The sequence below is a fragment of the Empedobacter sp. UBA5036 genome, assembly GCF_002415215.1.
GTDB lineage: Bacteria > Bacteroidota > Bacteroidia > Flavobacteriales > Weeksellaceae > Empedobacter > Empedobacter falsenii_B.
Genome location: NZ_DICC01000052.1, coordinates 1 through 25,708 on the forward strand (window position 1 = coordinate 1; position 25,708 = coordinate 25,708).

Annotated in this window: 20 protein-coding genes; 11 read left to right on the plus strand and 9 right to left on the minus strand. The window is 31.5% G+C overall.

Features of this window, described 5'->3' with window-relative positions:
• The 5 genes from B4J88_RS09220 to B4J88_RS09240 form a co-directional block, all read left to right on the plus strand.
• The coding region (locus B4J88_RS09220; RefSeq protein ID WP_291067393.1) for a DNA methyltransferase at positions 1-2,918 on the plus strand (2,918 nt) is incomplete at its 5' end.
• 34 nt (positions 2,919-2,952) lie between these two features.
• Positions 2,953-3,480, plus strand: coding sequence for a hypothetical protein (locus B4J88_RS09225; RefSeq protein ID WP_286474569.1), 528 nt, complete (start codon positions 2,953-2,955; stop codon positions 3,478-3,480).
• A 1-nt stretch (position 3,481) separates the two neighbouring features.
• A complete protein-coding gene (locus B4J88_RS09230) occupies positions 3,482-3,922 on the plus strand; it encodes a helix-turn-helix transcriptional regulator (protein WP_286474573.1) in 441 nt (146 codons plus the stop codon).
• Between the two features lie 5 nt (positions 3,923-3,927).
• A complete protein-coding gene (locus tag B4J88_RS09235; RefSeq protein WP_286474575.1) occupies positions 3,928-4,362 on the plus strand; it encodes a hypothetical protein in 435 nt (144 codons plus the stop codon).
• A gap of 5 nt (positions 4,363-4,367) precedes the next feature.
• Positions 4,368-7,562 (plus strand): DEAD/DEAH box helicase family protein, encoded by a 3,195-nt coding sequence (locus tag B4J88_RS09240; RefSeq protein WP_291067396.1) that lies wholly within the window; start codon positions 4,368-4,370, stop codon positions 7,560-7,562.
• A 137-nt stretch (positions 7,563-7,699) separates the two neighbouring features.
• Here B4J88_RS09240 and B4J88_RS09245 read toward each other — a convergent pair whose 3' ends face one another.
• Positions 7,700-8,551 (minus strand): HAEPLYID family protein, encoded by an 852-nt coding sequence (locus tag B4J88_RS09245; protein ID WP_125348877.1) that lies wholly within the window; start codon positions 8,549-8,551, stop codon positions 7,700-7,702.
• A gap of 186 nt (positions 8,552-8,737) precedes the next feature.
• Here B4J88_RS09245 and B4J88_RS09250 point away from each other — a divergent pair, with 186 nt between their 5' ends.
• On the plus strand, positions 8,738-9,433 hold the full coding sequence (locus tag B4J88_RS09250) for a hypothetical protein (RefSeq protein WP_291067399.1): 696 nt from the start codon (positions 8,738-8,740) through the stop codon (positions 9,431-9,433).
• 56 nt (positions 9,434-9,489) lie between these two features.
• Here the strand turns inward: B4J88_RS09250 and B4J88_RS09255 are convergent, their stop codons facing one another.
• The 4 genes from B4J88_RS09255 to B4J88_RS09270 all read right to left on the minus strand — a co-directional run bounded on the left by B4J88_RS09255 (position 9,490) and on the right by B4J88_RS09270 (position 15,940).
• A complete protein-coding gene (locus tag B4J88_RS09255; RefSeq protein WP_291067401.1) occupies positions 9,490-11,877 on the minus strand; it encodes a GumC family protein in 2,388 nt (795 codons plus the stop codon).
• A 2-nt stretch (positions 11,878-11,879) separates the two neighbouring features.
• Positions 11,880-12,641 (minus strand): polysaccharide biosynthesis/export family protein, encoded by a 762-nt coding sequence (locus B4J88_RS09260; RefSeq protein WP_125348880.1) that lies wholly within the window; start codon positions 12,639-12,641, stop codon positions 11,880-11,882.
• A complete protein-coding gene (locus B4J88_RS09265) occupies positions 12,631-14,571 on the minus strand; it encodes a polysaccharide biosynthesis protein (protein WP_291067403.1) in 1,941 nt (646 codons plus the stop codon). The genes B4J88_RS09260 and B4J88_RS09265 overlap by 11 nt, the downstream gene beginning before the upstream one ends.
• A 106-nt stretch (positions 14,572-14,677) precedes the next feature.
• On the minus strand, positions 14,678-15,940 hold the full coding sequence (locus B4J88_RS09270; protein WP_291067405.1) for an OmpA family protein: 1,263 nt from the start codon (positions 15,938-15,940) through the stop codon (positions 14,678-14,680).
• Between the two features lie 222 nt (positions 15,941-16,162).
• Between B4J88_RS09270 and B4J88_RS09275 the strand changes: the two genes are divergently transcribed.
• The 4 genes from B4J88_RS09275 (at position 16,163) to B4J88_RS09290 (ending at position 18,860) form a co-directional block, all read left to right on the plus strand.
• Positions 16,163-17,098 (plus strand): ribose-phosphate pyrophosphokinase, encoded by a 936-nt coding sequence (locus tag B4J88_RS09275; RefSeq protein WP_038336277.1) that lies wholly within the window; start codon positions 16,163-16,165, stop codon positions 17,096-17,098.
• Positions 17,099-17,143: 45 nt separating this feature from the next.
• Positions 17,144-17,728 carry a 50S ribosomal protein L25/general stress protein Ctc gene (locus B4J88_RS09280; protein ID WP_038336278.1) on the plus strand — a complete coding sequence of 195 codons (585 nt, stop codon included), beginning with the start codon at positions 17,144-17,146 and terminating at the stop codon, positions 17,726-17,728.
• 139 nt (positions 17,729-17,867) lie between these two features.
• Positions 17,868-18,302 carry an RrF2 family transcriptional regulator gene (locus tag B4J88_RS09285; protein WP_038336279.1) on the plus strand — a complete coding sequence of 145 codons (435 nt, stop codon included), beginning with the start codon at positions 17,868-17,870 and terminating at the stop codon, positions 18,300-18,302.
• Between the two features lie 60 nt (positions 18,303-18,362).
• Complete coding sequence (locus B4J88_RS09290) at positions 18,363-18,860, plus strand: hemerythrin domain-containing protein (RefSeq protein WP_221854727.1); 498 nt, start codon at positions 18,363-18,365, stop codon at positions 18,858-18,860.
• A 106-nt stretch (positions 18,861-18,966) separates the two neighbouring features.
• Here B4J88_RS09290 and B4J88_RS09295 read toward each other — a convergent pair whose 3' ends face one another.
• The 4 genes from B4J88_RS09295 to B4J88_RS09310 all read right to left on the minus strand — a co-directional run bounded on the left by B4J88_RS09295 (position 18,967) and on the right by B4J88_RS09310 (position 24,822).
• A complete protein-coding gene (locus B4J88_RS09295; RefSeq protein WP_291067407.1) occupies positions 18,967-20,025 on the minus strand; it encodes a glutaminyl-peptide cyclotransferase in 1,059 nt (352 codons plus the stop codon).
• Positions 20,026-20,079: 54 nt separating this feature from the next.
• Positions 20,080-20,628 (minus strand): crossover junction endodeoxyribonuclease RuvC, encoded by a 549-nt coding sequence (gene ruvC / locus B4J88_RS09300; protein ID WP_038336282.1) that lies wholly within the window; start codon positions 20,626-20,628, stop codon positions 20,080-20,082.
• A 30-nt stretch (positions 20,629-20,658) separates the two neighbouring features.
• The gene (locus B4J88_RS09305; RefSeq protein ID WP_291067410.1) at positions 20,659-23,130 is read right to left on the minus strand and encodes a phosphoenolpyruvate carboxylase; all 2,472 of its coding nucleotides are present in this window, start codon (positions 23,128-23,130) and stop codon (positions 20,659-20,661) included.
• A gap of 180 nt (positions 23,131-23,310) precedes the next feature.
• A complete protein-coding gene (locus tag B4J88_RS09310; protein WP_291067412.1) occupies positions 23,311-24,822 on the minus strand; it encodes a GH3 auxin-responsive promoter family protein in 1,512 nt (503 codons plus the stop codon).
• Between the two features lie 52 nt (positions 24,823-24,874).
• Between B4J88_RS09310 and B4J88_RS09315 the strand changes: the two genes are divergently transcribed.
• Entirely contained in the window at positions 24,875-25,666 is a 792-nt protein-coding gene (locus B4J88_RS09315) for a DUF2797 domain-containing protein (protein ID WP_291067414.1), read from the plus strand.
• Positions 25,667-25,708 lie beyond the last annotated feature (42 nt).

Below are 25,708 nucleotides of genomic sequence, written 5' to 3' on the forward strand. Positions count from 1 at the left end.
TTATGTTTGTGGAGCTGGCGGATTTAGATTTTGGAATCTACCGCATTATGAATCAAAAACGCGATCAAGTAATGGACTTTGTTGATCGTAAATTACCCAAAGACATCAAAGATATCTTATCACAAACCCAATCCAAAGATTCTGCAAGTATACAAGCAGACTTAGATCAAATGGGAAAATCTTTGGATGATGCTGGCGTTGCTCGTGAATCAGCACCAAAATATCTAGCACTAAAAGCCCAATTAGAAAATACAATTGATACCAATGCTTTAGAACAAGAAGTGTTTTCGCATTTGGCAAGTTTTTTCAAACGTTATTACAAAGACGGTGATTTTATTTCCTTACGTCGATACAAGAAAGATGTGTATGCTATTCCTTATGAAGGTGAAGAAGTGAAATTGCATTGGGCTAACCACGACCAATATTACATCAAAACATCTGAATATTTAAAGAATTATGCCTTTAAATTAAGTGATGGTAAAAAAGTATATTTCCAACTTAAAGAAGCTTCTACCGAGCAAAACAATAACAAAACGCAAGGTGATTCGGAACGTCGTTTTGCAATATTTGAGGAGCAACCGTTTGAAGTAGTAGACGGTGAATTATTTATCAATTTTACCTACCAACAACATAAGAAAACGGTCAAGCAAGACGAACTAGCAAAACAAGCTTTAGATATTATTCAAAATAATATTCCTGCTGAGTTTGTATTAGCTTTTGATAAAGCGCCCACGGAGAAAAACAAAAATCGTACGTTGGTAGAAAAGCATCTTAATGATTTTATTTCGCGCAACAGTTTTGATTACTTTATTCATAAAGATTTAGGTGGTTTTTTATCGCGTGAGCTGGACTTCTACATCAAAAACGAAGTCTTATACATTGACGATATCAATACAGAAAATCCTGCCTATTTCACAGCGCAGTTATCGAAGATAAAAGCCTTGAAATTGGTAGCATCAAAGATCATCAACTTCTTAGCACAAATCGAAAATTTCCAAAAGAAATTATGGCTAAAGAAAAAGTTTGTCATCAGTACCAACTACTGTATTACCTTAGACCGTATCCCAGCGAAATATTATCCTGAAATAGCTTCCAATGAAACACAGCTTACGGAATGGAAAGAATTATTTAGTTTCACGCTGAGCGGAGTCGAAGCGCTAAAAAACGAACCCTTCTTAGTTGTAGATACCAAGTTTTTCCCTGAAGAATTCAAAGATAGATTATTAGCTGAGTTTGACAATTTGGACGAAGAAACCAACGGTTTATTAATCAATTCAGAAAATTTCCAAGCGTTGAATTTGATGCAGGAGAAGTATCAAGACAAAATAAATGGTATTTATATTGACCCGCCATATAACACAAACGCAACTGAAATAGTATATAAAAATGAATTCAAGGATTCTTCTTGGTGTTCATTGATAGAGAATAGAGTTTCTTTAGCGAAATCTTTATTAAGTGAAAATGCAATAACATGTACAACAATAGATGAATGCGAGGTCGATAACTTATCTCTAATATTGAAAGCTACTTATAGTAATTATACTATTAGACCAACTATTATTGAATATAATCATAGGGGCAGGGTAAAAAGTAATTTCGCAATCACTCATGAATATGGTTTGTGGGCTATACCCGAAGGCAAAGATTTGATTACTAAGAAAAGAGAAATTTCAGATGATATCAGACGTAACCTCAGAAGAACAGGAACAGACTCATTACGTACAGACGTTCCAAAGCAATTTTATGGAATTGAGGTAGACAAAGAAACATTAAGAATAGTTTCTGTTCATAGGTCTTTAGATGTTGATGAAGAAATACCAATACATGATAATCAGAATACTATTGTTATTTATCCAATAGATGATGATGGCATACAGAGGAGGTGGTATTACGGTAGAGATAGGGTAGAGATTGAGGCTAATGATACAGTTTGGGCTAAAATAATTAAAGGAAAGTATCATATTCATTATCATCAAGATGGGAAAGCTAAAATGAGGAAATCTGTTTGGGTTGGAAATCTAATGGATAGTAGCACGCATGGTACAGAATTGTTAAATGATATTTTTGGAATGGGAAGTCGAGATTTTTCATTTCCAAAAAGTATTTATGCAGTAAAAGATTCTTTAGATTCCATTTCTGATAATCCCAGCTCTATGTACTTAGATTACTTTTCAGGTTCAGGAACAACAGGTCACGCAACCATTAAACTCAATCGTGAAGATGGTGGTAATCGCAAATATATTTTGGTAGAAATGGGTACGTATTTTAATACTGTTACCAAACCACGCATTCAGAAAGTGATTTACACTGACAATTGGAAAAACGGTCAGCCACAAGACAAAGAGGGTATCTCTCAACTATTCAAATACCAAGTACTAGAAAGCTACGAAGATGCATTAAATAATCTGTTCATAGCTTCAAAGGTGCAAGATGGTTTATTCCAATTTTCAGAGGAAGCGCAAGAAGAGTATCTTTTAAACTATATGTTGGATGTAGAAACACAAGATCATTTGTTTAATATTCAGATGTTCCGGAATCCATTCAACTATCAACTAAAAGTAACTGAAAACAACGAGTTGGTTCCAACAAAAGTAGATTTGGTAGAAACCTTCAATTATTTAATAGGTTTATATGTAGAGCGTATACAACGAGTAGGCGACATCAAATTTGTAGAAGGTAAAACGAGAGAAGGTGTAAAAACCTTAATCATTTGGCGTAATCTAGAAACCACATCCAACGAAGAAACGGAGAAGCGTTTCCGTAAAATATATGATAGCGTACGCTCTTCAGAGTTCGACCAAATCTACATCAATGGTGATCACCATTTTGATAATATGCGAACAGGTGAAGATACATTCAAAGTAAAATTGATAGAAGAAACCTTCTTTAAGCAAATGTTTAATATTTCGGAATTGTAAAGTTTTACTAAAAATAAACTTATAAGTTGATTTTATGGAAATAGTTAATATATTTGCAAACAGATTGTTCGCACTTCACTATCAAAATGAGACGTATAATGAATACGATCGTTTGATGGATTTGTGGGACGATGCTGCATATATTTATGATTTTTTAAAGGAGAATATAGCTGATATTCCGAAAGGAAAAAATATAAAGGATATTGCAGAAGATATTATAGAGGACGCCTATGCTATCGAGGATACGTTATTAGAAATTACCGAAACATCAGACAAGACACTATCACAATTTTTCAAGCCATTACATAACCAAGAATATCAACTAAAAGTTTTGTCTTTACAAAAAGGTAGAGAAGACTACCTTAGAATTTACGCTGTTAGAATAGACGATGATACTTTTGTAATAACAGGTGGAGCAATAAAATTACCATTGCACCATTTGATGGAAGATCGAACACACACAAGTTTCGAATTACAAAAGTTAGAAAACGTAAAAGCCTATCTTAATGAAAATGGGATTTTTGACGACGACTCATTTTTTGAATTTTTAAATGAAAATTAAAATGACCAACAAAGAAAAATTTTTGACTTTAGTTTCAAACGCAGAAACAAAGACAGTTGAAAGAACAAAAGCTCGCTCTGAGCGTAGAAAATATACAAGACTTTCTAAAAGAATAGCCCTAACTATTTTAGTTCGTTTAGACGAGTTAAACTGGAAACAAAAAGAATTAGCTGAAAAAATAGGGGTAAAGCCACAACAAGTAAACAAATGGGTAAAAGGAAACGAAAATTTTACTTTAGAAACTTTGGTGTTACTTGGGGAAGTTTTAGGTGTAGAATTGATTGATGTGGTTACAAAATCTTCAACAAATAAAAGAGAAGATGTGAAAGTTTCTTTTTCAGAAGATTATGCAATTTTAAACACAATCAAATCCTTAAAGCCTGCAATTACAATGAGCGATGATAGGGTTTATGAGCATAAGTATGAATCCTTAACAGCTTAATTGATATGAATAAAAAAGAATTACCGATACCGTTTAAAATTGTTAAGGTAGAAGAAAATCAATTTTCGGTTTTCGAAGAAACATTGGTTTTAGAAGAACCTATCCAACAACAAATTGGTTTTGGTTTTGGAATAGATGCTGAAAGCAGAATTGTTGTAGTATCTATGGAATTTGTATTGCACAAACAAAATCAACCATTAATTAAATTAGAAATTGCTTGTTATTTTGAGATAGAGCCTCAAAAGTTTCAAGAAAAATTAGTACAAGCTGATGGTGTTGTATTGCCTTGTAGTTTGACAAAGCATTTGGCTATGATTACTATGGGAACTGCTCGTGGAGTATTATTTGCAAATACAAAGAATACAGAATTTAATAAGTTTATCATTGGTTTAGTAAATGTAGATAAAATGTTTACAGAAGATGTTCATATTGAATATTAAAAGATATGGCAAACTTCCACGAAAAACTGGTACTCAATAAATATATGCTATCTCTTTTCGGGATTGATAGCATTGGGAAAAAAATTATAGGTAAAAATGGTGTAGAAATTTTTACCGATCTCAAACTTTCTTCCAACGAAGGTTATACCGAAGAAGGAAATACAAAATATTTGCAGTCGTTGATTAGTCATATGTACAACTCGGAGTACCTGACAGCTACGATGTTGCAAACGTATGATGAGAATATTGTAAGATATACGAAACAAATTTCTGAAAAGAGAAGCGAACTGATTACTTGGAAATACTTCCAATATCTATCGCTTTTATTTACCGAAGTGTATTTGGATAAGTACTTTCAGAATAAAGTAAAACTTTTGGCTGATTTAAATGAATTTGTAAATGAATTTAATTTGAAACAAGCAGAAGCGAAGGTGGGTAAGAAAAAAGGTAAAGATACTTTTGTAGCGCAACCTTTTACTTTAGAAAGCTTAAATAAGCTGGCATTTTGGAATGCAACAGGTTCCGGAAAAACCTTGTTGATGCACATCAACATCAAGCAATATTTGCATTATGCGAATCATTACAACCAGCATCACCAAAATAAAGTGTTGTTAATAACGCCAAACGAAGGATTAACAAAACAACACTTAGAGGAATTCAAATTATCAGATATACGCGCTAATAATTTTTCTAAAAATGATTCTGGAATGTTCTCTGGTAAGCAAGTTGAAATTCTTGAAATTACTAAATTAGCTGAAAATAGCGGTGATAAAACCGTAGCCGTTGAAAGTTTCGAAACAGACAATTTAGTGTTGATTGACGAAGGTCATGGTGGAATGTCTGGTGATTCTTGGAAGCGTTTTCGTGATCAATTGAGTTTAACAGGTTTTGCTTTTGAATATTCCGCAACATTTGGTCAAGCAATTAATGCAGCTTCTGGAGCAAAAAAAACGGAGTTTACACAAGAATATGCAAAGAGTATTCTATTCGATTATTCGTACAAATACTTTTATGAAGATGGTTATGGTAAAGATTATCGTATTCTGAATTTAAAAGAAGATAATACTGACTATCAGCAATTATATCTTACTGCAAATTTAGTTTCTTTCTTTCAGCAACAATTGTTATATAAAGAAAAGAAAAGTGAGTTAAGGGATTTTTTATTACATAAACCTTTGTGGATCTTTGTAGGAGGTAAAGTAAATGCGGTTCGTAAAGAAGGAGGTAAAGAAGTTTCAGATGTTTTAGAAATCATCTATTTCTTGACAGATTTCTTAAAGAACCCATCTGTTTCGATTCAAAATATAGATGCTGTAATCAATAATAAAGCTGGTTTAGTAAACAGTAAAGGCTATTCAATTTTTGAACATTCGTTTACTTATATCAATGAGCAAAAGTTAGATGCCAATACGGTTTTCAATTTAATCAACGAATTGGTATTTAATAATACCACGATTGGCGCCAATTTATATTTAGATAATTTAAAAGGCGCTGATGGAGAGCTAGGGCTACGTGTTGGTGATAATGATTATTTTGGAGTTATTAATGTAGGAGATGAAAAGAAATTACATGATTTAGCCATTAACAATAAAGTTTTGGGTACTGAACGTGATTTTTCCGATTCTTTATTTAAAATGATTAATGAAGAATCATCATCAATAAATTTATTAATCGGTTCTAAAAAATTCTCAGAAGGTTGGTCGTCTTGGCGTGTTTCGTCTATGGGATTGATGAATGTAGGGAAAAGTGAAGGTTCACAAATTATTCAATTATTCGGACGTGGAGTTCGTTTAAAAGGATATAATTTTTCCTTAAAACGTTCTACAGGATTAGATGAATACCAAAAGCCTAATAATATCAAAATCTTAAAAAAATATCTAAGACACTTAGAAACGCTTCAGATTTTTGGTGTAAAAGCTGATTATATGGAGAAGTTCAAGGAGTTTCTGGAAGAAGAAGGTCTACCAATTAATGATTCATCTTGGATAACGATTAAAGTACCGACGATTCAAAAGGAGATTGTTCAGCAAAACAAATTAAAACTGATTGCGGTTAAAGATTCTGAAAATTTTAAACAAAAAGTAATTGTGCCTTTAATCTATAATGCTTCAATTTTTAATGGGAAGTTGGTTGAATTAGATTGGTATCCTAAAATTGATGTGTTGGAGAAGAATAACTCTGGAGTTGCAATCACTAAGAATGAAGCGATTTTGAATGATTCCCATCTTTCGATAATCAATTGGAATTCTGTTTATTTAGAACTTCATAATTTTAAAGCAGATAAAGGATATCATAATTTGAAAATTGAGTTAGAGCAATTACAAGATATTATGCATCAAGTGTCTTGGTATAAATTATTAATACCAGAGCATAAAGTCAATTTCTCACAGTTTTCAAATACATTCATTTGGCAAGAATTAGTCATAACATTGCTGAAAAAATACATTGAGCAGTTTTATTTATTCTATAAAAATGAGTTTAGCTCAGACCACGTAGAAGCAATTCAATTAACAGGATCAGATGATAACTTTGTTTTAGAATATGACTTTAGGTTGAATACAGAGGAAGAAATTGAAGATTATCAAAACAAGATAGAGCAATTAAAACTGGATGTAGTAGAACCTGCATTTACAAATGTTCAAATTGGATCTGAGATAGATGCATTTGATAATCTATTACACTTGTACAAGCCGTTAGTATATGTAGGAAAAGGTTATAAGGAGAAATTGCAAGTAAGTCCAATTCCTTTAGATGCTTCGGAAAAACAATTTTTAGATGACCTTATTACATATGTTGGAACAAAACCAGCTTCTTTAGAAGGTAAGGATATACATGTTCTTAGAAATCAAAGCAAAAAAGGCTTAGGTTTCTTTACAGATGGTAATAATTTCTATCCGGATTTTATAGTATGGATTGTTGAAGGTGATAAACAAATCATTAAGTTCATTGATCCTAAAGGAATACGTAATTCAAAAGGAATAAATGATCCAAAAATTCAATTCTATAAAGTACTAAAAGATAAGATTCAACCGCAAGTTCAAAAAGCGAATATTGAGTTGGATTCCTATATAGTTTCCAATACATCATATTTAGATGTGAATTGGAAGGACACTTTAAGTATTGAGGATTTTAACAAGAACCACGTATATTTTCAAAAGGAGAATGTTGGCAGATATATTGGTGAGATTTTAGTTAATTAAGCTATTTTCATCCGTTAAATCATCCGTTTTTTTTAAATTTAACTGTATAATTTATTTAAAATAGAGAGTTGTTGAAAGTCCCGCCAGCTCCACAAACCTCCTTTAAAAATTTTAAAGGAGGTTTTTTATTAAGAAGATTATGGTTCCCAAATAATTCGTGTCATCACATCAAGGTTGGTTCCGGTATGTTTGCTGATAGGAATTCCAGTAACCAAACCAATCATTAAATTGTGTTGAATAGCCAATCTAATTTGAGGTCTCAAAGTATAATGAAATCCATTGCGGTCAATATCCATATTATTTTCAAGTCCAATAAAGTTTTTCGAATTTGGTAAAACATACATCATACTTGCGTTTATAGTTGCTCCAACATCTAATTTTTGCTCTTTATAATGATGTTCGAAAATAGGTCCTGTATAGATTAATGTATTAAAACTATTAAAGTTTTTAGCTCCAATAAAAACAGGATTCATTTTCATACCCGTAAATACAGAGCCTTGATGTCCTATTTTTTTGAAATTATTGAATTCAAATTCATGAACATAAGCTACTGCCAAAGATATTTTTCGTTTTTCATTCACCAAAAAAGTATATTGAGTAGCTAATTTTAAACCTTCAATTTTATTGTTTGGAACATAAATAGAACCATCGCTATCAGCGCTTTTGTGATTAAAAGAAAAAGGTACTTCAACCTCTAATCCCAAACGATCTGCAACAGCCCATTCATACTCAATAAAACCATTATATTCATTATATCCTTTTTTCGAGGCAACTCCAACCCCTACATTTATCTCAGCTTCTCCTTTTCTTGCTCCCAGATCGCGCATCAAATCTGTATACAATGGTTCTGCATGATCAACTTTAGGTTTTAATGTTTTTTGTTGTGATTGAATCGTGATGATTGAATCATTTTTTGTCTGGGCGTTAGTTGAAATTGTAATGAAAATTGTAATGAAAATTGTTGTCAATATTGTTAAGAAAAACTTCATTTGTTTATTATTTTGAAGCAAAGGACAAAGAAGATTTAGGAAGAAATTAGGAATTGAAGTTTTACCGCTTTAAAAATCTAACCTATTAAATTTTGAAGTTTTTTGATACTTATCATTTTAAGAATAATAAAAACTATCTTATCTTAGTCGATGAATTAACACCACATTTAAGAAAATCAAACAATTATGAGTTCCTACGAATATTATAACTTTCCGATACAGTTGATAAACGGTTTTTTAGATGATTCTAAAAAAGTTTTGATTGATATTTCACATTATTGTATTTATAGAGTTTTTATAGATAATTTCGAGAAATATTCGGGTTCTTTTACAGGTTATCAGAAGGCTTGTGATGATTTTGGAATTGAATTTAAAAATGTTGCTGCAGCTTATCAAAATGGTAAAGATTTGTATGAAGCAACAATAGATAAAAGTCCGATGGTTGGAATGACTTCTGAAATGTATTGGGATTATATGACCAATGAAAAATCGGAATTTGAGAAGGTTTTACTGCTTGGGGATCTTGCTTTTAAAAGCATTTTAGGTGCAAAATCGTATATAAAATTGGATAATAAATATTGGTTTAGCCGAATGAATGGTTCTGTAAAATCAATTGCGAAAGAAGAAATTTCTCCAAAACTTCAACGTTATTTGAACGAATATCAAACCAAAAAAATTAAGAATCAATTAATTGCTGGTTGGGGATTAGCTTCATATTCAAGATATAATCGCGGGTTTTATGTGAGTTATAAAATGACTTTGGATGATTTGGCTTATCATGCAGAAAAGATTAGAAAATCTACACAAGATAAAAAGATTAAAAATGATGTAAAATCTGCTCACGAAAAAGCATTAGAGAGATTGGAAAAGGAAGGAAAATAGTTTTACATATTTTTACAATACAAAAAAACCTGAAGTTAAACTTCAGGTTTTTTACATTATTTTCTTTTGAATAGCTTCTTAAAGAATCCTCCGTTACTGAAATTCTCTCCATAACCATAGCCGTAACCATAACCATAGCCATAACCTTTTGTAAAGTCAACATCATTAATAACCATAGCCATATTTTTAAGCCTATCTTCTCTATAAAGATCTCTTGGTATAGCTAACATACGTTTGTCTAAATAATTAGCACGAACAACATACATTGTAATATCAGCATTATCAGAAATTAATAACGTATCTGTCACTAAACTTACAGGCGCTGTATCAACTATTACATAATCATAATGTTCTTTTCCGTATTTGATAACATCTTCGAAGCGACCATTCATCAATAATTCAGATGGATTCGGAGCAATCTGACCAGAGTAAATGACATCAAATTTATAATGAGCAGGCTTATTAATAATGATATCATCAATTGATATATCTTTAGAGATTAAATATTCAGTCACACCATATTTGCTAATATATTGATCTGTGATACCTAAATAATCTAATACTTTTGGACTACGAATATCAGCACCAATTAATAAGACAGATTTTCCAGACATTGTTAAAATCTGAGCAAGGTTACTTGATATAAACGATTTACCTTCTCCACTAGTTGTAGATGTAATATAAATACATTGAGGATCTGTTGAGTTTTTTAATAAGAAGTTTACATTCGTTCTTAAAATACGGAATGCTTCAGCAGCACTTGAATTGTCATTATTTTCTAAGATAGAAATATTACTTTTCGGTACTTGTCCTGCGATAGGTGCTCCTACGGCATTTTCTACATCTTCTTTTGAATTAACTGTATTATTTAATAATTTGTATATATAAATTATTATAAAAGGTATTATAAGACCTACAATAAGCGCTCCTAAAAATATAATACTTTTTTTAGGGGAAACAGGTTCTTTTATACCATAAGCATAATCAATTACTTTAATATTTTCTGGTGTTGCAGCAGCTTTTATTTCATTTTCTTCTCTTTTCTGAAGTAAGAATAAATATAAAGCCTCTACAATTTGTTGTTGGCGAGATATATCTCTAAAACCACGCTCTTGACTAGGTACTTTTTTAATTTTTCCAGCAATTTGATTTTGCTTTCCTTGTATTGTATTTAAAATAGTTTGTGTGTTATTTCTATATAATTTTAAACTATTCTTCAGGTTTCTTTTTACATCATTTATTTGCTCTTGTAATTTAATAACATTTGGATGTTCATTTGTTACAGATTTTAACATATCTTCTTTAGCTAGGACTAGTTCGTTGTATGAAGATATTTCTGATGAAATAGATTTATCTTCTAAACCAATATTTGAAGGAAGTAAATCTGTACGAGACGTATTAAGAGCTCCATTCATATATTCAACTAATTGTAGTTGTGTAGAAGCATCTAATAATTTCTTTTCATTATCAGCAGCACTCTCTAAAAAAATATTTGCTTCAGAGGTAACATCTGTAATATTATTACTTTGTTTATATTGTTCTAATTGTTTGTCAACACCATCTAAATCGCCACTAACAATAGCTAACCTTGAATCAATAAACTTAGATGTAGCTTCAGTTAATTTATGGTTATCGCCTACAATATCTTTGTTGTAATTAATAATTAAATCATTAATTACTTTTTTAGAAATCTCAGGAACAGGACCTACTAATGAGAAGTTAATAATTTTAGAACTTTTTTCACTGTTAGGATCTATAGCAAGTTTCTTTTGGTAATTATCTACAGTCTTATCAATAGAATTTAAAACAATCAGATATTCATTATCAATTGATTTAGCTAAGTTTTTATTAGGACTGATAACAAAACTTCCAATCTTATCATTTATTTTTTGTCCAAAAGAATATTCCTTTTCTGTAGAAGTTGTTTTGTTTGTTAAAATAAATTTTGTTGTAGATTTTATTTGAACAATAAATTTAGCTTCTAAATCTTCATTGGTTTTATCAGCTTCGTTTAGAAAAATAATTTTAATAGGAGATTTCTCTTGAGTTAATTCAACTTCAGCTACACGACCTTTACTAAAATATTGAATATTTAAATTATTTTCTTCTACAACCTTAGTAATTAGTCGTTTTGATTTTAAAACATCAATTTGATCACCAACTTCAGCATTTGTTGAAGATCCCCCTCCAAGCATAGCTTGATCCATTAAACCAGCTAATTCACCTGTTGCAGATTCTTTCTCATTTAATAATATTTTAGCTGAAACTTGATATTGTTTCTGAGTATATTTAACATATAAAAAGGCTAAGGTTAAAGAAATAATAACTCCAAATACAAACCATTTCCAGTAATAAAGATATTGTTCTAAAATTTGTCTGATATTAATCGTTTCTTCAGACTCATCGAAGTATTGGTCTTCTAGGTTATTTTTATTTGTACTCATTTTTATTTAGAAATAACAGCAATTACAGATATTATAACACCAGCAACAGATATCCATAATGAATAGTTTGGTGTAAATTTAGATGATGAAATTTTAGCATTATTTGGTTCTACATAAATAACATCATTTTGGGCTAAATAATAAACAGGAGAGTTTAGTATTTCTTTGGATGTTAAATCGACGTTATATGTTTGTTTTTGTCCATTTTGTTCACGAATAACCATAATATTATTTCTAACACCATTAATAGTTAAATCACCAGCCATACCTAAAGCATCAAGTATACTTACTCTTTCGCTTGGAATTGTAAAATTACCAGGTTTAGCAACTTCTCCTAAAACGCTAATTCTAAAATTTGTAAAATTAATATTTACCCCAGGATTAACGATATATTTTGAGATTTTTGCTTTTAATTCATTTTCAGCTTCTGTTCTAGTTAATCCACCTACTTTCACATTACCAATTAACGGATAGTTGATATAACCATTTTCATCAACAGTATAAACCTTCGCATAAGGATTATTTTGCACCCCAGAATTTACTTGATAAACACTTTGTTGATTAAAAGGTTCTGTAGCTTTTATATCAGCAGCACTTACACTGATTGCTAGCATATCAGAAGATTGAATTTTAGGAATATATTCTTCGTATTTCGTAGTAGATTGTTGATCTCCTTGAAAGTAGACTAATTCTTTTTTTGATGCACAAGAAGAAATAGTGAGTATAACTATTACAATTAAAAGATTAAAAATTTTATTTTTCATAAATTAAGTTATCAAGTTTTTCAAATTCTGAGTTTTGAGATTTAAATTCTGGTACAATCTCTTTTATTTTAGCCACTAAATGCATGACTTGCTCATGTTTTTCTATGGTTGAAGACATTAAGCATAGTTCTTCAATTAGTTTTTTATTGTCTTGACATTTGTTTGTATTAACTTTTGCTATCATTATTTTTTCATGATGGGTCTTTACTGTATTTTCATCATTAGCCAATAACTCTTCATAGATTTTTTCACCTGGACGCAAACCTACAATTTTTATATCAATTTCTTCAGGATATTTAAAGCCACTTAATCTAATCATCCTTTTAGCAAGATCAATAATTTTCATTGATTCGCCCATGTCGAATACAAAAATCTCACCACCTTTTCCCATAATAGCCGCTTCTAATACTAATTGGCAGGCCTCTGGAATAGTCATGAAAAAACGTGTAATATCGGGATGTGTTACTGTCAAAGGACCTCCGTTTTCTAATTGACGTTTGAATAAAGGTATTACAGAACCATTAGATCCTAAGACATTGCCAAATCGAGTAACAATATAATTTGTTTTAGATTTTTCATTTGTACAATTTACATAAATTTCTGCCACACGTTTGGTTGCGCCCATCACGTTAGTCGGATTAACCGCTTTATCTGTTGAAACCATAACAAATTTTTCGGCACCAAATTCATTCGCTAAATCAGCAATAATTTTTGTTCCATAAATATTTGTATTAATTGCTTCATATGGAAATCTTTCCATTAAAGGAACATGTTTATATGCAGCTGCATGAAAAATAATTTGCGGATGATATTTATCAAAAAGGCTTAACATTCGTTTTCGATCTCTTACACTCGAAACGATATAATCTATTCTATTTTGTTTTTCTTCAGAAATTTCATTTTTTAAAGACTGTTGAACATCATATAGAGCCGATTCTGCCTGATCAATCAAAATTAGTTGAGCAAAATCCATCATAGCAAGTTGCCTTGAAATTTCACTTCCTATAGAACCTGCAGCACCAGTAACAAGTATTACCTTACCTTGTACATTTTCATTAATAATAGGGTTTTTCAACTTAATTGATTCACGACCTAATAAATCTTCAATTTTTAATTGTTTGATTTGAGCAGGCTTGTATGTACCATCAATCCAATTAGAAATAGGTGGAATTATTTTTATGTTTACATTCAAATCTTCTAATGATTTGGATAGATTTAATAATTGATTCGTTTTAATATTTTGAATAGAAATAATAATTTCTGAAATATCATTTCGTTCAATGAATTTATTATCAATATCATTTATAGAATAAATTTTAACACCATCTATAAATGTTCCAATTTTAGAAGGTTTATCATCAATAAAACCTACAACTTTATAATTAAACTGAGTATCATTTTGTAAAATATCTCGAGTAATTAATCCTGAATCTCCTGCACCGTAAATTAATATTTTTTGTTGTTCCTTATTTTTTGAGAAAAAATAATTATAAATCCATTTATAATATAATCTGGCAATAACCATTATTACTGTTGAAATAAATAAATGGACAAAGATAACAGAGTAAGACATTCTGAAAACATATGAAACAGGAGTGTTCTCCGAAAGATTAGATTCAATGAATTGTCTATAGATAAAAGAGATGAAGAAAAGAATCAGAAAAGCCGTAGTATTAGATACAAATACATTTTCAGCATCTTTTAACCCCGTTTTTTTTACAATTCCTTTATATGTTTTAAAATACAAAAAACATATAGTATATGCTGCTACAACAAATGGTAATTTAAATAATAATTTTTCTAAACTAAAAGAATTTAGAAAACTATTAAGTATAAAATTGGTTATTACATAGCTAAAGAAAACTATAAGTATGTCTAGCACTAATACTACCCATCTAGGAGCATTAAAGTGTTGGTTAAAAGGATTCAATATTTTAGTAATTTAAGTGGTGATAAATATAATAAAAAAATCAGGAATAGAGACTCCAAAAAATGGAAAAATCTATCCCTGATTAATATCTTAAATTAAGAGAGAATTATTTTACTCTGAAAACAACTCTTCTTGCTAATTGATGAGAAGAAACTTGAGAATTTTTGAATTCTTTATCTTCACCTTCACCAACTGTAGTTAATTGAGAAGCATTTGCTCCTTGACTAACTAAAATAGCTTTTACATTTTCTGCTCTTCTACGAGATAAATTTTTGTTGTAAGAATCACTTCCAACTGGGTCAGCGTAACCTAAAATGTCAATTTGAGCATTTGGCTTAGCTTTTAAGTACTCAGATACAAATTTGATACCTCCTACAGATTGTTGGTATGGTTTATCAGAATTGTAATCAAAGTAAACGTTGATAATACCAGAGTTAATCATTTGCTCTAAGAAATCAGCATCGTTAACGATAGTTGTGTTTCCTCCTGCATTTTGTTTGATATATTCTTCAATATTATCTGGAATTCCGTTTCCATTGTGGTCAATTGTAACACCGTGAGTGTCAACAACAGCACCTGGAGCTGAATCTGGTTCTTGATCTAAGTAATCAGCAACACCATCACCATCAGTATCTTTTAACATTTGTTCGATGTTAGAAATACGATCTTCTAAGTCAGAACGAGTTGGTTCGTAAACCCAGTCAGCATGTTTTTCGTTTTTACCTAAGTAAAATGTTAAACCTAAAGTAGCATTCCAAATTTCACCTCCAAATCCTGAACCTGATGTGTTAGCTGTGCCATCAAATGTTACATTTTGACGAATATTTCTTACGTAAGATACATCTCCTGTTAAAACAACACGATCAGTTAATCTTAATTGTGGTGTTAAACCAACCATAACATTTACCATGTTATCATTGTCGTCGAAAACTTTACCATCAGCACCTTTTGTCGCATCATTATTCATCCAAGAGTAACCTGCACCACCATGAGCTAATAATCCAATTCTATTTGTCCATGTTTCAAAATTCATGATTCGTCCTAAGTTCGCAACCCCTTGTAAATCTACACGGTAATAATTAGAACGGAAACGAGCTACATCTTCGCCTTCTTTGATACGATCATATCCACCATCTAATTTTAAACCAAATTTTGGATTGAACATATAACGTACACCAAAATCAGCATGGAAAAAACTTGGTGTTTCTGAATAATAACCTGGAGCGAATGCTTTTCTTGCTTTTACCGCACCTCCATTGGCCTCGATAGACCATTTGTTGTAATCGTTGTTAATTGTTTCAGTAGTTTCTTGCGCGTGAGCAAAAATTCCTAATCCAATTACACTTAATAGGTATGAAATCTTTTTCATGAGGATATATTTAATTGCAAATTTATATAAATACTTAAAAACGAATCAATCAAAAACTGTTAAAAAACACTATAACTAACGAAAGTCATGATTATGTCTTTATGATTATTTTAACTTGTTTAAAAAATATTCAATAATTGTGCCGAAATTAATTTTTGATTTTCTTATATCATTTTTAAATCATTTAAATTATTTTTGCATAAATATTTCCCAAAACAAACAATGGAACAATCAGCATTTCTTTTTTCGACCAGAGGATCATTAGAATTAGCACAAAAAATTGCCGATCAATATGGTCAAGAACTTGGTAAATCTAAAATTGTAGAATTTAGCGACGGAGAATTTGTACCCGCTTTTGAACAGCCAATTCGCGGAGCTCGCGTTTTCTTAATTGGTTCTACAATGCAACCAACAGACAATTTAATGGAATTACTTTTAATGTGTGATGCAGCAAAACGCGCATCTGCTAAAAGTATTACAGTTGTTATTCCTTATTTTGGTTTTGCTCGTCAAGATCGTAAGGATGCTCCACGTGTGCCAATTGGAGCAAAATTAGTTGCAAAAATGTTAATGACAGCTGGAGCAACTCGTGTAATGACTATGGATTTACACGCTGATCAAATTCAAGGATTTTTTGAAGTTCCTGTTGATCATTTATTTGCTTCAACAATTTTTGTTGAATACATTAAAGGTTTAGGCTTAGATAATATTTGTATTGCTTCTCCAGACATGGGAGGTGCTAAACGTGCAAATACATATGCTAAATACCTTAATGCAGATATCGTAATTTGTCACAAAGAACGTAAAGTTGCAAACCAAGTTGATAGCATGATGTTAATCGGTGAGGTTGAAGGTAAAAATGTTATTTTAGTGGATGACATGATTGATACAGCGGGTACACTTGCAAAGGCGGCTGAATTGATTATGGAAAAAGGAGCAAAATCTGTTCGTGCGATTGCAACGCATGGAGTTTTATCTGGACCAGCTTATGAGCGTCTTGATAACTCTCTATTAACGGAAATTGCTATAACTGATAGTATTCCATTAAAAAATACTTCCGTATCTAAAATAAAAGTATTATCTTGCGCTCCGCTTTTTGCTGATGTTATGCATCTAGTACATAGCAACAAATCTATTAGTCAACGTTTTGTTATCTAGTGGTTTAACTAAATATTAAATTATTTTTATTATATACATATTATTATGAAGTCAATTACAATTCAAGGTGTAAAAAGAGAAGACTTAGGTAAAGTGGCTACACGTAACCTACGTAATGCTGAACAAGTACCTTGTGTGGTTTACGGTTCTGGAGAGCCTATCCACTTTTCAGCTGATGAAAAAGCATTCAAATCATTAGTTTACACTCCAGATGCTCATACAGCAACTATCGAGTTAGCTGATGGAGCTAAAATTCAAGCAATTTTACAAGACATCCAATTTCACCCAGTAACGGATAAAATCTTACACGTAGATTTTTACCAATTAAACGAGGACAAACCAGTAACTATGGAAGTTCCAGTTCGTTTAGTAGGACGTGCTCGTGGTTTAGTAGCTGGTGGGGTTTTACGTTTCAACATGCGTAAATTAAAAGTTCGTGCTATTCCAGCAAACTTACCAGACGAAATCGAAATCGATATCACTCCAATGAGAATTGGTCACAAAATGTATGTAGAAACATTGAAAAATGATAACTACACATTTGCTCATCCAGATAACGCAGTAGTAGTAGCTATTCGTACTTCTCGTAACGCTGTTAAGGATGCTGATCAAGACGAAGACGAAGATTAAGAAATTTTCTTTTCAGATAATATTAAACCACTCATTTTTGAGTGGTTTTTTTATTTTTAAAAATTTAATAAGATAAATTTGTCCGAATTAAAATTAGTTGTATATTTGTTTCATAATTTATAATGAATAAAAGAAATTAATGTTTTCTAAAGCGTGCGAATATGGAATTAAGGCTTGTGTGTTTATTGCACAAGAATCTGTAGAAGGAAAGAGAGTCAATTTAAAACAAATTGCAAATTCGATTAATTCTCCAGAAGCTTACACAGCCAAAATTCTTCAACAATTAGTTAAAGCAAATGTGATTTCATCTGTCAAAGGAAAAATGGGAGGTTTCCAAATGGATGCAGCGCATTTAGAAGATATCAAATTAGTGAATATCATCAAAGCGATTGATGGAGATGGTCTTTATCACAGTTGCATTTTAGGTTTAGTAGAATGCGATGCTAATAAACCTTGTGCTTTACATAGCCGTGTTTTTGCAATTCGTAATGATTTGCGAGGAATGCTAGAAAAGACATCGATGTTTAATTTGATTGATGATCTAGAGAAAGGAATTGCTTTTCTTAAGCATTAAAAAAATTTGATTAAAAATAAGATAAAAATATCCGATTATCCGAATTAAAAAATTACAACAATGAACCTATTAATAGAACTTCCTCAAACAACTGCTTCTCAGATGAGTTATACTGTAACAGTAAATCTAAATGAAGCGTGCGAAAGGCATCATAAAACATTATTTTTTTGTTGGAATATTCGTGCTGGAATAGATAAAGGAGTCGATATTCAACGAATTGTTGATTATGTAAATTGGTATGGGGAAAAAGTGTTATTCAAAAAATTTGAGATAGAAGAAAATTACTTGTTTTCGCTTTTAGATGAAGATCATTACTTGGTAAAAAGAGCATTGAAAGAACATAGACGTTTGAGACGCTTGTTTAAAATAGATGCAAAAAATCCGATGAAAAGTTTGATTTATATCGAAGAAGAATTGGATTTGCATATCAGATTTGAGGAGAAACAAATGTTTCCTGAATTTGAGAAAAATGCAACACAAAAAAAGTTAAAAGTAATTAAAGAACAATTTAATTCACTTTTAACTAACACAGATTGGAAAGATCAATTTTGGTTATAGATCTTTCGTAACCATAAATTTTTACTTATAATTTTTTAGATGATTTTTGAAAAGAAAAGCTCGATTTTGCAGGTCGAGCTTTTTGCTTTTTTATGTGTTAAGGAAATTATTTCTTAATCTTCACTTCAAAGATTTTGTCCCAAAGCTTTCCAGTAACTAACATATTTCCGTTGTCTTTGAAAGCGATTCCGTTCAATTCTTGCGCTTGTGGATTTCCTTGTTTTCCTTTCAATTCAGCAAAATTAAACTCAGCTTTTACAGCGCCAGTTTGCGGATCTATTACCACGATATTACTGTTATCTGCGTGTCCAGATTTTAGGTAAACATTTGCATAAATTAAACCATCGTGGTATTCAATTTCATTCAAATAACTATATGGTTGTTGACTGTCAAAAGCTTGAACAGTTCTTAAATAATTAAAATTCTCGTCGAAAAAATGAATACGTTGAGAACCTTCTGTAATAGCCAATTCTTTACCAATTGTAGTAATTCCCCAGCCTTCGATAATTTGAGCTGGCATATCAAATTTTTCAACTTGATTAAAGTTCAAATCATATTTATAAATGACACGATCTTGCCATGTTAATTGATAAATAAAACCATTCAGTTCTGTAATTCCTTCTCCAAAAACATCGTCTTTAATTTGATATAATTTTGTAGGTTCAGTTGCCCCCAATTTATATTCAATCAAACGTGTTTTTCCTCCGCGAAGTCCAGTTCCTTCGAAAATATTTCCGTTTTTGAAATAAAAACCTTGCGTAAAATAATCTGGATTATGTGGATAAGTTCCTACAATTTCATAATTCCATTGTGCAGCCGGCTCATTTGCATAAACCACAAACGTAAAATCGCGCGAATTTGTTTCTTCTTCTCCTTTGAAGAATTTCAAATTAACCGTATGGTTTCCTAATCCAATTGTTTTTCCGTTAATCGTAAAATCAGCAGGAACTTCTTGTCCATCCACCGAAACTACAACTTTCGTAATTCCATCCAAATTAGTTAAAGGAATATCGATTTTGTCGCCAATTTTGTATTTATTTTGTTCAATTTTCGAAACAATTTCAGTGATTGCAGTATTGTTTTTTCCTGTCGAATCTTTACAAGAAAATAACACTGAAGAGAAAACTGTTGCACAAACTGAGGCAGCGATTAAATATTTTTTCATTTGATGTGTTTTATGTTTTACGAATTAGGTTGCTAATTCTACTACAAATATATTTTATTTTGTTCGATTCGGATTATTTTTTACAAAGGCATCCCAACTCGAATAAGAACTTGATGTTCCAGTTGTTTTACCCGAATTTAGATAATGACAAACCGCAACGGCAAGACCATCTGTGGCGTCCAAACGCTTCGGAATTTCTTTCAATCCAAGTAAATGTTGCAACATTCCCGCAACTTGTTCTTTCGAGGCATTTCCGTTTCCGGTAATCGCCATCTTAATTTTTTTTGGCGCATATTCTACCACAGGCATATCGCGATGCAGGCAAGCCGCAATACAAACGCCTTGTGCACGTCCAAGTTTTAACATAGACTGAACATTAACGCCAAAAAACTGCGCTTCAATGGCTAATTCATCAGGATGATATTGATCGATAATGGCTAAAGTTTTTTCGAAAATCTTTTTCAATTTAGTTTGCTGGTTCGGAAGTTTGTGCAACAACAATTCGTCTAAAGTAATCAACTTTATTTTGTTATTTTTGACTTCAATCAAACCAAAACCCATCACCATTGTTCCAGGATCAATCCCTAAAATAATCTTTTCCATCGTTGCGAAGGTATTAAGATATTCTGAAAATTAAGCCGAATTTCGACTCGCATTAATATTTCCGAATAACGAACGCATCACAATTTGCTCATAGATTGATTTGAACTCACTTTCATGATGAATTTTGTTCAACGCAAATTGTTGAATCGTTAATAATGGTAACACAATTTTTTCGCGCATTTGTACCGAAGATTTGTTCAATGGTTCGTCTTGCATCAATTCTGTGTAACCCGAAATTTCTAAACATAATGCTTTTGATAATTCAAATTCATCGTGCAAAATATTCCAAAATTCACCATATTCAGGATCATTTTTCATATAAGATGTTAATGGAAAATAAGTTTTTTCCATCGACATCATACTATTCTGGATCAATGTTTTGAAGAAGCTCGAATTCTTGAATAAATCTTTTACATCCTCTAAATGACCTTGTTTTTTCAATTCATTTATAGCTGTTCCAACACCAAAATATCCCGGAACATTTTGTTTTAATTGACTCCAAGAACCCACAAATGGAATAGCACGCAAATCATCGAACTCTAATTTTTTATCACCACCTCGTTTACTCGGACGGCTTCCGATATTCGTTTTTCCATAATAGTTAAGCGTACTCATATTTTCTAAATAAGGTAAAAATGAAGGATGCGCTTTCAAATCTTCGTATTTCTGATAACTAATTGTGGCTAATTTATCAATCAAAATTCGCTCATCTGGCGAAATCTGACTTGTGCTTGTAGAGAAAACATCCGAAATGATACCAGCCGTGTACAATTGTTCAAAATTATATTTTGCCTGCGGCATTGTTCCATAATTCGACGTAATTGTTTGCCCTTGAATCGTAATTTGAATTTCGTGATTCGCAATTGTTTTCCCTTGAGAAGCATAAAATTCGTGTGTTTTTCCACCGCCACGTGCAGGAGGTCCACCACGACCATCAAAGAAAATAACTTCGATTTGATTTTTATCCGAAACATTCGAAAGGATTTCTTTGGTGCGATAAATTTCCCAATTCGCTTTGATGTAACCGCCATCTTTTGTCCCATCCGAAAAGCCTAGCATAATCGATTGACGCTGTTTTCTACGTTCTAAATGTTGTGCATAAATTGGTAGATTATACAATTTATTCATCGTATTCTCAGCACCATCTAAACCTCTAATCGTCTCGAAAAGTGGCATAATATCAAACTTAATTTCGTCATCTTTGTAACCACAAAATTTGAATAAAGCGTAAACATTTAAGACATCGAAAATGGTTTCAGAATTTGAAATAATGTATCGGTTAACACCTAATTCACCATTTCGTTGCTGAATCGTTTTTAATTGATAAATATTTCTGATTGTATCGACGACAATATCATCTTCAAAATCTTCAGGCTTAGCTGTAAAAGAAGGATTTGTTAACAATTCGATTTGTTCTGCTTCGCTTAAATCTTTCAGATTAATTCCAGTATATTTTTCAATAATTTGGTTAATTACTTTTTGATGAACACGCGAATCTTGACGGATATCCAACGAAGCAAAATGTAACCCGAAAATATCAACACGTGTGATAAAATCGTCTAAAATATCCAAGAAAATTCCGTTGTGTTGTTCAATCAAAATTGTACGAATAGTCTGTAAACGTGTCTTGATTTCATCAATTGTAATTGTTCCATTTTCATTGAACATATTTTCGTAAATCAAATTACTCAACGCTTTCAAAGGTTCTGTAACATGCTTGAATGTTAATCTACGTTGAACAATTTTAAGATGATTGTAATAATTTTTTAAGATACTTGTACGCAATAAACTTGCAACTTTCCATGTAATTTCTGCTGTTACAAATGGATTTCCATCGCGATCGCCTCCAGGCCAAAAACCTAATTGAATAACAGGAGATTTTAGAGGTTCACTTTCTGTAAAAAACAATTGGTTGATTTCGTTATACAATCGTCCAATTGTTTGATAATATACATTTCTCAAATAATAAATAATAGAAACAGCTTCATCGTAAGGAGTTGGTTTTTCTTCGTTGATAAAAGGTGTTTTTCCTAATTGTTGCAACAATAAATCAATTTTACTTACCGAATCTTGTTGAATTGCATCGCGTAAATCCTGAATAATTTGTTGAACATTTGTCGGATAAAATTGCGTTGGATGTGCTGTAAAAACAACTCTCGTCACAAAATCTTCGATTCTGGTTTTTACTTGCTCCATTTTACCTTGCGCTTGTGCAATATGGTAAATGCTTTCCAAACTTCCTTTTTCATTTTCGGAATGTAATGACGGAAATGCAGCATCTTCGATACTATCAAACAAAACAACTTGTCGCTCGATGTATTGTATCATTCGAAACATCAAATCGATTTGTTCTTGTTCGGTCTTTAAATCGGTGTATTTCTCAAAAAAATTGTTGATGATTTCATTTGGCGATTTACCTTCTGGTAAACCTTTTTGACTTTCATCGTACAAAAACGGAATCAACGATCCAATGTTTTGCATTTTTTCGTAGGGCAGACTCATAAAGAGACTGTTGTAAATTTGAAACTTATTTTCCACAATTTGGTGGAATTTAAGTTCAGATAAATTCGTACTTCGCATTAATAGGTATTTTTTCTCTTAATAGTAAATTTACTTGTTTCGAGGTAATTATCCTATTTATTTTAAACCAAAAAAAGAGAATCGTATTGATTCTCTTTTTTATTATGATCGATTATTTAATTCAATTAATGGTTCAATAAACTCTCTTGTATTTGATAAACGAGGAACTTTATTTTGTCCACCTAATTTACCTCTTGAAGCCATCCATTCGATGAATAATTTTGTGCGTGCTTTGTGTACAATCGGTCGATTAAGTGTCATATTATTGTAACGTTTTGCTTCGTAATCGGAATTAACTTCTTGCAAACCTTTATCTAAACAATCAATAAATTGCTCAAAATTTTCAGGATCTTTATCAAACTCTATCATCCATTCGTGAGCGCCTTTTTCTTTTCCTTGCATAAAAATTGGACCAGCACTATATTCAGAAACGATCGAATTTGTTTGCATACAAGCACGTTTCAAAGCTTCTTCTGCATTTTCTATCATCAATTCTTCTCCAAATGCATTGATATAATGTTTTGTTCGTCCAGAAACAACAATTCTGTGTGGATTAATTGAGGTAAAACGAACCGTATCACCAATGATATAGCGCCATAAACCTCCATTTGTTGTAATTACCATGGCGTAATTTTTACCAACTTCAACTTCTCCAATTGTTAAAAATCGTTGAGTTTCTGAACCAAATTCTTCCATTGGAATAAATTCGTAAAAGATTCCGTTGTCTAATAATAACAACAACTCTTTACTATTTAATTGATCCTGAATTCCAAAAAAACCTTCGGAAGCATTATATAATTCGAAATAATTTAATTTTTTCTGAGTAATTAAATTATAATTTTCTGCATAAGGTTTGAAGCTGATTCCACCATGAAAAAACACTTCGAGATTTGGCCATAATTCGTCCAAATAATTCTTTCCAGTTTCGGCTAATAATTTATTCAAAACGACTAACATCCATGAAGGAACACCAGTTAAAGAACCAACATCTTCATTTTTTGTTGCATTAATAATAGCATTCATCTTTACATTCCAATCAGACATTAGAGAAATCTCACGATTCGGAATATTTTTCATTTCTGCATAAAAAGGCAAATTATCAATCAAAATAGCTGATAAATCACCAAAACGCGTATCATATTTTTGATAAAGTTCACTACTTCCGCCAATTCTTAGGTTTTTGTGCATGAAAATATCCGTTTCGGGATAAGCATTTAAGTACAACGCAAACATTGTTTTTCCTGCTGCGTAATGGCAATCTTCTAAGGATTCATTACTAATCGGAATAAATTTACTTTTCGCGTTTGTTGTTCCAGAAGATTTCGCAAACCACTTTATTTTGCCGTGCCAAGTGACATCTTTTTCACCTTTTCTCGCTAATTCAATATAAGGTTGAAAATCCTCGTAATGCACCGCAGGAACTTGCTCTTGAAATTTCTGTGTCGTTTTGATTTCGTCAAAATGAAATTCTTTTCCGTAAATAGTCGATTTGGCTTTTTTGATATTCTCAAATAACACACGTTCTTGCGTACCAACTGGATTTTTGATGCTTTCCTCGATGACATTCATTCGGCTACGCATCATAATTTCCATAATCTTATTGACTATTCCCATCCGCTAAAAGTTTTGTAGATTTACACAAAATTAATTAAACTTTTTTAGCAAGATGCAGTTTGAAGGACAAATTCGTAAAATGACAACTGAAAATGGAACGCCAATCAATTATTATTGGAATTTCAAGAATGATTTTATCGTTATGAATCAATTGTTAGGGAAAAAAATCAAGATTAACTTTGATCATTACGAATGTTTAAACTGTCACGAGGACAAAGAGATTTATCAGATGGGATATTGTAAAAATTGTTTTTTTACTGTTCCAGAAGCTAATCCAAGTATCATCAATCCAGAACTTTCAACAGCACATTTAGGAATTGCACAACGTGATTTAGAGTTTGAAACGAAATTCGAATTGCAACCGCATATTGTGTATTTGGCAAATTCATCGGGAATAAAAGTTGGTGTAACACGTTTAACGCAAGTTCCGACACGTTGGATCGATCAAGGAGCTTCAGAAGCTATTATTATTGCACGAACGGATAACCGTTACGAAGCTGGAATGATAGAGGTTTCGTTGAAAAATGTTATTGCTGATAAAACGAATTGGCAAAGAATGTTAAAAAATGATGTACCAGAAATTAATCTATTCGAAAAGTATCACGAAATCAGAAATGAAGTGAATCCAGATTTTCAACAATTTTTGGTTGATGAGCCAGAAGTTTGGAAGTTAGACTATCCAGTTTTATCTTATCCAGAAAAAGTAAAATCATTAAACCTGAAAAAAACGCCAGAAATAAAAGGTGTTTTGAAAGGAATAAAAGGTCAATACTTGATTTTTGAAGATAATACAGTTTTCAATGTTCGAGGTCACGAAGGTTTTTATGTGAATTTTGAAGTGTAAAAAATCATTTTACAATAAAAGATATTCAAAAGTCGATTCTGT

Coding starts and splice junctions, on each gene's coding strand:
- B4J88_RS09225 (WP_286474569.1), top strand. CDS start 2,953: ATGGAAATAGTTAATATATTTGCAAACAGATTGTTCGCACTTCACTAT.
- B4J88_RS09230 (WP_286474573.1), top strand. CDS start 3,482: ATGACCAACAAAGAAAAATTTTTGACTTTAGTTTCAAACGCAGAAACA.
- B4J88_RS09235 (WP_286474575.1), top strand. CDS start 3,928: ATGAATAAAAAAGAATTACCGATACCGTTTAAAATTGTTAAGGTAGAA.
- B4J88_RS09240 (WP_291067396.1), top strand. CDS start 4,368: ATGGCAAACTTCCACGAAAAACTGGTACTCAATAAATATATGCTATCT.
- B4J88_RS09245 (WP_125348877.1), bottom strand. CDS start 8,551: ATGAAGTTTTTCTTAACAATATTGACAACAATTTTCATTACAATTTTC.
- B4J88_RS09250 (WP_291067399.1), top strand. CDS start 8,738: ATGAGTTCCTACGAATATTATAACTTTCCGATACAGTTGATAAACGGT.
- B4J88_RS09255 (WP_291067401.1), bottom strand. CDS start 11,877: ATGAGTACAAATAAAAATAACCTAGAAGACCAATACTTCGATGAGTCT.
- B4J88_RS09260 (WP_125348880.1), bottom strand. CDS start 12,641: ATGAAAAATAAAATTTTTAATCTTTTAATTGTAATAGTTATACTCACT.
- B4J88_RS09270 (WP_291067405.1), bottom strand. CDS start 15,940: ATGAAAAAGATTTCATACCTATTAAGTGTAATTGGATTAGGAATTTTT.
- B4J88_RS09275 (WP_038336277.1), top strand. CDS start 16,163: ATGGAACAATCAGCATTTCTTTTTTCGACCAGAGGATCATTAGAATTA.
- B4J88_RS09280 (WP_038336278.1), top strand. CDS start 17,144: ATGAAGTCAATTACAATTCAAGGTGTAAAAAGAGAAGACTTAGGTAAA.
- B4J88_RS09285 (WP_038336279.1), top strand. CDS start 17,868: ATGTTTTCTAAAGCGTGCGAATATGGAATTAAGGCTTGTGTGTTTATT.
- B4J88_RS09290 (WP_221854727.1), top strand. CDS start 18,363: ATGAACCTATTAATAGAACTTCCTCAAACAACTGCTTCTCAGATGAGT.
- B4J88_RS09295 (WP_291067407.1), bottom strand. CDS start 20,025: ATGAAAAAATATTTAATCGCTGCCTCAGTTTGTGCAACAGTTTTCTCT.
- ruvC (WP_038336282.1), bottom strand. CDS start 20,628: ATGGAAAAGATTATTTTAGGGATTGATCCTGGAACAATGGTGATGGGT.
- B4J88_RS09305 (WP_291067410.1), bottom strand. CDS start 23,130: ATGAGTCTGCCCTACGAAAAAATGCAAAACATTGGATCGTTGATTCCG.
- B4J88_RS09310 (WP_291067412.1), bottom strand. CDS start 24,822: ATGGGAATAGTCAATAAGATTATGGAAATTATGATGCGTAGCCGAATG.
- B4J88_RS09315 (WP_291067414.1), top strand. CDS start 24,875: ATGCAGTTTGAAGGACAAATTCGTAAAATGACAACTGAAAATGGAACG.